We start from the raw sequence: 6,961 nt of genomic DNA on the forward strand, positions 1-6,961 counted from the left end.
TTGATGACAAACATTAAGCGCTCTGGCAATTGCACGATTGGAATAGCCTTGGCTGTGCAGCGTAGCAATTCTGCCTCGTTCAAACGAAGTTAGGTGCTGACCTTTTTTTCTGACTGTGGTATTCTGTTCTTGCATCAAGACAATAACCTCTTTCATTGTTTGTGTAGGAACATCAATGATAACAGAGATTTGTCTTGGTGTTTTTTATTTTATCAATTAGCTAAAAGTATTTGGCTAACTTGATTATAAAACGCGCGCAAAGAATTCAAACAAAACATTATCAACCTATATAAGCAAGGCGAATCAGCTGCCCAACTGGCCAGAGAATATGGCATTGGCTATTCAACAGTTCATAAGTGGATCCAGGGCCAGGCCAAAACTCAATCCGGTAAATCGCCAGACGAAATCAAAGCGATGGAAAAGCGACTGGCTTCCCTGTCTGAGGAGAACGAAATCCTAAAAAAAGCCCTGGGCTTCCTTGCGCAGAAGTAACCAATATTTTTGATTACATTCACCAAGAAAGCCATCACCACCAGGTAACTAAGATGTGCCGAATCCTCGGTGTTTCCAGAGCTCAGTATTATCGTTATCGATCCCCCAAACCTTCAAAACGCCGGGTCGAAGATGCGGACTTGAAACAACGGATTCTGCGGATCTTTGCGGAATTTAAGCAGCGATACGGTGTTATGAAGATCCACCATGAATTGAATCTGGAACTTCAACCACTGCAGCTTCGGTGCAGTCCACAACGGATTTCCCGGCTCATGAAGGAACTGGATATCCACTCCGTTACCGTCAATAAGTGGAAAGCGGCTTCGGCTTCCAAAACCAAGGTTGAACAGCGTCCCAACTTGCTTAAGCAGGATTTCTCGACCACTGGTTTAAATCAAAAATGGACCGCTGATATGACCTATATTCAAACGAAGCGTAATGGCTGGTGTTACTTATCAACCATCATGGACCTGCACTCACGACGGATTATCGGCTATTCGTTCTCAAAAAAGATGGGTACTGATTTAGTCTTAAAGACCCTGGAAAGCGCGGTTAAAAATCGAACCATTACTGGGGACCTGATTATCCATACTGATTTAGGATCACAGTATACCAGCGATGATTACAATCAACGTTTAACTGAACTACATATCCGCCACTCATACAGCCGTAAGGGTTGTCCGTATGATAATGCGCCAATGGAATCCTTTCACGCTTCCCTCAAAAAGGAATGGGTTTATCCAGTGCCGGTCTTTGAAGATTATGAAACTGCCGCTGCCGTCCTTTTTGAATATGTGCATGCTTTCTACAATAGGAAGAGAATTCATAGTTCACTGGGCTACCAGACCCCCTTACAAGTTGAAATTGCAACGCTTACGAGCCAAATGGCCGCCTGATTTAATGCTTTCCAGGGTTCAAATAAGTTATTAATCGCGATTAATGATTTATTTGAGCTGTGGAAGGTAAACGCGGTTCTGAATGTCTCTTAAAATCTGTCTCAAATATTTACTTCAATCCAATTCTTGACGCTACCTTAATAATGTAACGGAATATAATTATTTATGGTTCCTTTAAAAGATATAAAAACTTGCCTTAAGTGGAGGTTAATAGTGCTAACGTGTGAACTATTACACTTTAATTTGTTTAATCCGGATTAGAGTTCAAATCAAATTTATAAGCTATATTATAAAATTAAACCAACAGTATAGATGTAACAATAGAGTGTACCCTAATGGCCTTTTTTATTTCTGTGCTATACTAGGAATTACAAGTGTTCATTAGAACTGTCCAAAAGGAGAACTGGAAATGGCTAAAATCGGTTATGCGCGTGTGAGTTCCAAGGAGCAACATTTAGATCGACAGTTAGCGGCTTTAAAAGACGTTGATAAATTATTTACGGATAAATTAAGTGGGGCTAACACTAATCGGCCAGAACTGCAAAAAATGCTGGCCTATATTCGTGAGGGAGATATTGTCCTGGTCACTGAATTAGATCGCTTAGGCAGAAACAACCATGATTTGACTAAGATCATGAACTCCATTCAAAATAAGGGTGCCACCCTAGATGTGTTGAATTTGCCGTCCATGACAGGGATTGCTGACCCCAATTTACGTCAACTCATGACCAACCTCATTATTGAACTTTATAAATACCAAGCTGAAAGTGAACGTAAGCGGATCATCGAACGTCAGCAACAAGGGATTGCCTTAGCTAAGCAGCAGGGTAAATATCATGGGCGCAAACCCCAATACACCCAAGACGATCCCCGCTTGCAACACGCTTTTAAGCTTTATCAAACGGGTATGAGTGATGTAGATGTTGCCCGTAATACAGGGATTAAACGGACGACCTTTATCAGATATCGAAAGAAATTCAATATACAAAGATGATGTTTACATGAGAGAATCATAGCAGAGCGGACCACTTGAAACTTCTAACTCCACTAAAATCCGAGAAATGACCAAGAAAAATGACAACTCTTCGAATATTGTTACTTCAAATTAAAATCAAAAATGATTACCTTAAAAATTGAGGTTTTTTAATTAAAATAATATTATTTTATGCTGTGTTATCCGCAATTCTAAATCTGGATCATAGTGATATTTGATAGCTTTGTAGCAGTATGTAAATAAAATTATTATTCTGATAAAAGCAAGCAACGATTGACAATTCTGAGCGTTATTTTTCGAATCATGGCGTTTTTATATTACAATGATCCTAGAAAAAGTAAAGTTATGGAGGCGATTAGATGAGTGATTTGGATCAGACAAACAGCTATCGATACGTCATTGTTGGTGGCGGAGTGGTTGCTGGCTATGCCGTCAAGGGAATTCGACAGGAAGATTCAGAGGGTGAGATCTTAATTATTTCGCAAGAGGCGGATGTCCCATATGAACGACCGGCACTGAGTAAAAAACTATGGCTAGATGATGAATTTACTGAAGAGAACATTCAGATTGGTGCTGAAAATTATCCCAATGTGACTTTTAAGTTCAAGACAACGGTTACGGCTATTAATCGGCAAGATAAGGTCATTACATTGGCCGATAGTGAGCAAATCAAGTATGAACAGCTATTGCTAGCAACTGGCGGAGAACCTAGACAAATCCAGGGACCTTCTGATCCACATGTGCTAGTCTTTAGACAGTGGTCAGATTATCGCAAGTTACGTAAATTTAGTGGTCCGAACAAGCGAGTTGTGATCATTGGTGGTGGATATGTTGGTACAGAGCTCGCATCGTCACTGACCCAAAATGAGACTGAAGTTACGATGATTTTTCCAGAAAAAGCGCTGGGTGAGGGTAAATTTCCTGAGCCTATTCGGACTGAGTATGAAGCCACGTTCAAACGCAATGGTGTCACACTGATGAGTGATCAGTTTGTCCAATCATATCAACGCCAAGGTGACCACTTGACTCTATTGACAAAGGATGGTACGGCGATCGCAGCCGATACGATCATTGTTGGGTTAGGCGTTACGCCGCGGATTAGTTTAGCTGAAGACAGTTGTTTGGATTTAGCTGATGGTGGTGTGAAAGTTAATGAGTATCTCAATACTAGTGACCCAGCCATCTGGTCTGCTGGAGATATTGTCTCTTATCCAGATCACATCTTGGGTCGGCAACGGATTGAGCACGTGGACCATGCCCGACTTTCTGGTGAATTAGTTGGCCGTAATATGGCAGGTGCTCACATGAGCTATCAGCATACCCCATACTTCTATTCCATGATTTTTGATATTTCCTGGCAAGCAATCGGTAATATTGATCCTAAATTGCAATTGATTTTTGATCGGCGAACGCATGGATCGCTTGTCTATTTCATAGATACCGATAAGTTAGTTGGTGTTTTAGTTTGGAATGTTAAGGTGAATCTTGATGATGTTCGCGCATTGCTTGCGAACGCTCCAGCTACAGATGATCTGGTGGGCTCCATTCGAGAGAAGAAGGCTTAGTATCTGGATGAGATATCGGTGAATCATTGCGTCATCACGAATGTACTTTAGAACAAAATGGCCATCATTAACGATGGCTCAGTAGCAAATAAAAACTAGCCTTGAGTCATTTTAAAGTGCATGAAGTGCAACACAAAAGTTAGACAAAATTGAATATTTTTAAACTGCTAAGGCATGTTCCCTGTATTCGCAGGGAGTCATGCCTTTTGTTTTCGGCTGTTCGTCAAATCAAGTTGATGGCGGTTCAAGTTAACAGTTAGACCATAAATGGTCTAGCTGCTTTTTTATTTGGCTGATGAGCTTGCTCGAAGCCAAAACATTTGAATATTTATACATTCAGTAAAGTTGTTCCAACTACGATATCCATAGGCACTACTTTTTATCTTTTTTGTTCTTCCAATGATTCCCTCTAAAAATCCGTTGGAATATTTAAGCTTCAGTGCATTTAATACTTGTTTACGATATTTTCTTAATGATGTCATTGTTTGATCCATAGCGGTATTGAGTGGATGATAATTGAGTAGTATCTGATTCATTGTATCAGTATCGCCTGTTCTAATAGCCTTTAAAATATCTTGATATACTTCGTAGGACTTGGCGAAACCTTCGTCCAAATCTAAACACTTTGTGATTAAATTTAGATCCGTTTCATAATAACCAACACTGTACTGATACTTAGGGTTTATCTTTTCGATGGAATCGAATGATTCCAAGAATTTTTTCCAATCTCTCTTCATGAACAAGTATTCTTTACTTCTTTTAGGCATTCGTTTCATTACCTGTATTCTAGTTGAATTGAGAGAACGATTCATCATCTGAACGATATGAAATCTATCAACAACGACTTTGGCCTTTGGAAACAACTTTGGTACTAAATTAATGTATCCGGCATTTAAATCCAAAGAAATAGTTTTTACCTGTCTTCTGACTTTCAAAGGAAATCGACTGAAGTATTTACTGATTTGATATGAAGTTCTTCTGGGCAAGATATCACCCGTACGATGATTATCGCTATCTAACCAAATAAAGCTCATCTTGTCAGTAGACATAAATTCATCAAATGCCATGTGCTTAGGAAGATGTTCAGGAAGTGATTTCTTGTGCATCTTGGCTTCTTCATCGATGATACGTTGAACGGTCTTATCGGAGACGTTAAAACGTCTGCCGATATCCTTCAATGATGTATTAAAAGCAGTTTCTGATAAGATCATTTGTCTAACAGGTTGTGCGATTTGACAATATTCCCAAACATAACTAGTTTTGGCTACAAAGATAGAGTTACAAGATTTACATTTATACTTTTGACGTTTCAGACTTATATACGTTGGACGTAATGATAATGATGGAACGACTATCATATTTTTATTAAATCCATTCTTAACTAAGTGGCCTGCAAGGCCACAGTTAAGACAACGGTCAATCTGTTTAGTTAGCATTGCAAAATAGACTAAGGACTTGATGCCATTAACTAACATAAATTTTGAGTCTTCAGTAAAGATAATATTCTCATCTTTCATTTCAAGAGCGTTTCGTATAGACTTATTACTTAGGGACATCATTCAAATTCCTTTCATTGTGAAGCTGTAGAGGGTAGAACATCTAAAGGTATGGATGGTGTCTTTTTGATGTTCTAAAATAGTTTTATTAATAAATGGTATACAAAAATAGAGTTGATGGCAAAATGCCTATCAACTCTATTTATCGTACAGCCGTTTTTTTGTCTTTACTAGTTGAATGACAGTGCTAAAGTCTTAATTAGACAGTTAGACAGTGATTCGGGGGAGAATTATGTTGAAAATTAAGGCTTTTCTTTTGGGGATAGCGGTTTTGCTAGGATGTGCCAGTTCAGTAACTGTTATACAAGCTGCAGGACTAGGTGGTCCTAATGTCGGGGATTATATATATGAAGATCAAGAAGTAGTTACTAATCAACAGTATGAAAAACTGGAAGATATCAATGATCAAATTGAAACGGGGCCTAATCCGCAAAGATTATATATTTTAGTATTGAGTGATAATGATAGTATAAGACGCTTTAATTATTTAACTGATAATGATCCTAAAACTAAAGGAATACCAGAAGATATAGTTAATAAAACTGGTGAAGTTTTATATGGACATAATCATTATTACGATATTGATTCGGATGAAAATGGTATACCAGATTGGAAAAACAATTATTTGGTCTACGATTGAAAGAATAACCGGGTTTATTTTGATCCTAGTGATCAATCAAGTTCATATATTACGGACCTAATGTTTTGGAAGATTAAGATTGGAATGAATAATTTAACTGATGGAACCACCACACAGAGAATGGAAGCTTTATTTGATCTAGCAGAAAGATTAGAACCAAAGTTGAAAAAGGTTGCTGATAATAAAGAGTTCATATACTCGAAAAGCTATTATGATATTAAAAATATTGTTAATGGGGTTTTGCTTGTATTAGGGATAATCGTTGGATTGGTTATCTGGTTTATTATTCATCGGCAAAATAAGAACCATCCTCATAATAGCGGTGGATCTGAGTTAGGCAATTCAGATTATGATGCTGGTTTTGACGAAGGGTACTATATGGGAAGTCAAGATCCATTTATATAAAAAAATTTCAGTTATGAATTTGTTTGATTTTTTAGTTTTACCGGTTTAATGAGAAATTTATTTTTTTGTGAACTAGCAACGGGAATAAATTTTTTGCCATCTTTATAGACAAATTGGATAACATCATAATTGTTATCTAGCTTTTTTGCCTGTTTGGAAACTATATCTTGAATTGAATAAACATACATTTTTTGGTCATCAGTTGCCTGTCCAGATTGTACAGCTTCGTAAGAAGTCTTCAGATACTTCTGCGTTTGTTTGTCAGTCAAACGAATGACCACTACAGAGTGGGGATGCCTACTGGTACTATCATTGATGTTTTGTTCGGTTTTAATCGTTACAACGCGTCCATTTTGATTGAATTTTTGGTTAAGATTTTTTTGGATAGATTTGTATTCTGGAGTTGTTTGTCT

At 37.8% G+C, this 6,961-nt stretch carries 7 protein-coding genes and 2 pseudogenes; 6 read left to right on the forward strand and 3 right to left on the reverse strand.

The features are described from left to right. The coding region (locus tag FHL06_RS11740) for a helix-turn-helix domain-containing protein (RefSeq protein WP_420360972.1) at positions 1-156 on the reverse strand (156 nt) is incomplete at its 3' end. 114 nt (positions 157-270) lie between these two features. Here FHL06_RS11740 and FHL06_RS15165 point away from each other — a divergent pair. The 4 genes and pseudogenes from FHL06_RS15165 to FHL06_RS11760 all read left to right on the forward strand — a co-directional run. Further along, positions 271-492 (forward strand): annotated as a pseudogene (locus tag FHL06_RS15165) (helix-turn-helix domain-containing protein); the annotation flags it as partial. Positions 493-509: 17 nt separating this feature from the next. Continuing rightward, a complete protein-coding gene (locus tag FHL06_RS11750; RefSeq protein WP_337692563.1) occupies positions 510-1,388 on the forward strand; it encodes an IS3 family transposase in 879 nt (292 codons plus the stop codon). Positions 1,389-1,797: 409 nt separating this feature from the next. After that, on the forward strand, positions 1,798-2,382 hold the full coding sequence (locus tag FHL06_RS11755) for a recombinase family protein (protein WP_102197006.1): 585 nt from the start codon (positions 1,798-1,800) through the stop codon (positions 2,380-2,382). A 359-nt stretch (positions 2,383-2,741) separates the two neighbouring features. Continuing rightward, positions 2,742-3,947 (forward strand): NAD(P)/FAD-dependent oxidoreductase, encoded by a 1,206-nt coding sequence (locus tag FHL06_RS11760; protein ID WP_153386773.1) that lies wholly within the window; start codon positions 2,742-2,744, stop codon positions 3,945-3,947. 284 nt (positions 3,948-4,231) lie between these two features. Here FHL06_RS11760 and FHL06_RS11765 read toward each other — a convergent pair whose 3' ends face one another. After that, positions 4,232-5,503 (reverse strand): ISL3 family transposase, encoded by a 1,272-nt coding sequence (locus tag FHL06_RS11765; RefSeq protein WP_153386775.1) that lies wholly within the window; start codon positions 5,501-5,503, stop codon positions 4,232-4,234. A 232-nt stretch (positions 5,504-5,735) separates the two neighbouring features. Here FHL06_RS11765 and FHL06_RS11770 point away from each other — a divergent pair, with 232 nt between their 5' ends. Next, a complete protein-coding gene (locus FHL06_RS11770) occupies positions 5,736-6,143 on the forward strand; it encodes a hypothetical protein (protein ID WP_153386776.1) in 408 nt (135 codons plus the stop codon). Positions 6,144-6,227: 84 nt separating this feature from the next. Beyond that, the gene (locus tag FHL06_RS11775) at positions 6,228-6,548 is read left to right on the forward strand and encodes a hypothetical protein (RefSeq protein ID WP_153386778.1); all 321 of its coding nucleotides are present in this window, start codon (positions 6,228-6,230) and stop codon (positions 6,546-6,548) included. Between the two features lie 11 nt (positions 6,549-6,559). Here the strand turns inward: FHL06_RS11775 and FHL06_RS14390 are convergent. After that, positions 6,560-6,961, reverse strand: a pseudogene (locus FHL06_RS14390) (hypothetical protein); the annotation flags it as partial.

Source organism: Companilactobacillus halodurans (genome assembly GCF_009600985.1).
Taxonomy (GTDB): domain Bacteria; phylum Bacillota; class Bacilli; order Lactobacillales; family Lactobacillaceae; genus Companilactobacillus; species Companilactobacillus halodurans.

Excerpts from the sequence above, each read along its gene's own strand:
- FHL06_RS11775 (WP_153386778.1), top strand. The coding sequence starts at position 6,228 with ATGAATAATTTAACTGATGGAACCACCACACAGAGAATGGAAGCTTTA.
- FHL06_RS11760 (WP_153386773.1), top strand. The coding sequence starts at position 2,742 with ATGAGTGATTTGGATCAGACAAACAGCTATCGATACGTCATTGTTGGT.
- FHL06_RS11770 (WP_153386776.1), top strand. The coding sequence starts at position 5,736 with ATGTTGAAAATTAAGGCTTTTCTTTTGGGGATAGCGGTTTTGCTAGGA.
- FHL06_RS11755 (WP_102197006.1), top strand. The coding sequence starts at position 1,798 with ATGGCTAAAATCGGTTATGCGCGTGTGAGTTCCAAGGAGCAACATTTA.
- FHL06_RS11765 (WP_153386775.1), bottom strand. The coding sequence starts at position 5,503 with ATGTCCCTAAGTAATAAGTCTATACGAAACGCTCTTGAAATGAAAGAT.